Source organism: Streptomyces diastatochromogenes (assembly GCF_002242805.1).
GTDB classification, from domain to species: domain Bacteria; phylum Actinomycetota; class Actinomycetes; order Streptomycetales; family Streptomycetaceae; genus Streptomyces; species Streptomyces diastatochromogenes.
In genome coordinates, this window is record NZ_MCGQ01000121.1 from 1 (window position 1) to 1,420 (window position 1,420).

The following is a 1,420-nucleotide window of genomic DNA, read 5'->3' on the forward strand; positions in this document are numbered from 1 at the left end:
GTGACGGGTGGGGTGGGGGAGTCGATGTGGGCGCAAGTGCCGGTGGCGGTGGCGGTGTCGGTGGCGTCGCCGCCGTGGGTGGCGGGTGGAGCCCCGTCCGCGGCGGGCGAGGCGCCGTGGGCGGAAGGCAGAGCCCCGTGCGCGGCGGGCAGACCGCCGTGCGCGACGGGCAGATCCCCATCGGCGGCGGGCAGACCGCCTTGGGCGAAGGGCGAAGCCCCGTCGCCGGCAGGCACAACCCCGTCGACGACGGCCAAACCGCCGTGGGCTACGGGTACAGCCCCGTGCACGACGGACAGGAGGGTCTGTTCGGTGAGGTCGGGACCGGAGAGTTCGCCTACGATCCGGCCACCGGCGACGATCAGGCAGCGGTCGGCGAGGGCCACGACCTCCTCGGGGTCGCTGGAGGCGAACAGGACGGCCATACCGCGGTCTTCGGCGAGTGAGGACACCACCCGGTAGATCTCGTGACGGCCACCCACGTCGACACCCTGCGTCGGCTCGTCCAGCAGCAGTACGTCGACACTCCGGGCTTCGTTGATCCAGCGGCCGAGCACGAGTTTCTGCTGGTTGCCTCCGGAGAACGCGCCTGCCGGGAGTCCCGGCCGGGCGGGGCGCAGCCCCACGGCGGCGGCGAGGGAGTCGAAGACCTTCCGCTCGGTGGCCAGGTCCCGCACCCCGTATCGGGCCAACGGCCTGATCGAGGGCAGCAGCACGTTCTCCCGTGCGCTGAGCGACGCGAACACCCCCTGCCCCCGGCGGTCCGCCGGCACCAGCGCGATCCCCGCGGCGAGGGCGTCGGCGGGCCGGGCCGGAGACACGGTCCGCTCCCCCACCCGCACGGTGCCGCCCGACGCGCGGCGCCTGCCGAACACGGTCTCCAGAAGGCTCGTACGACCGGAGCCGATGAGTCCGAACAACCCGACGCGCTCGCCCTCGGCGACCTGAAGGGTGATGGGCCCGAAGCCGGGACCGTGCAGGCGGTCGAGGGTGAGCCGGGACGGCCGCTCCCGTCCGCTGTCCCGCACTCCGCCCGGGGCCGTCGGCGCCATCGGGATCGTCGGGGCTATCGGGCCGGCCGGGGCCATCGGGTCCGTCAGGTCCGTCAGGTCCGTCAGGGCCATCGGGGCCGCCGAAGCCGCCAGGTCCGCCGGGGCCATCGGGCCCGCCGGAATCGCCGGGGCCGTCCGGGCCGCCGAGCCCGTCGATCCCGCCGGGTCCGCCGGGTCCGCCGGGTCCGCCGGGGCTATCGGGCCCGCCGGGGCTATCGGGCCCGCCGGGGGGCTATCGGGCCCGCCGGGTCCATCGACGCCGCCAGGTCCGTAAGGGCCATCGGGCCCGTCGAGGCCGCCTGGTCCGTCGGGTCCGTCCGAGCCGCCGAGGCCCCCAACTCCCCCGAACCCGCCGAACCCGCCGAAGC

The 1,420-nt window shown here is 75.7% G+C and carries 1 protein-coding gene; it reads right to left on the reverse strand.

The genetic code is table 11. The features are described from left to right. On the reverse strand, positions 1 to 1,160 hold a 1,160-nt coding region (locus BEK98_RS46725; protein WP_208643435.1), incomplete at its 3' end, for an ATP-binding cassette domain-containing protein. Between the last annotated feature and the right edge of the window lie 260 nt (positions 1,161 to 1,420).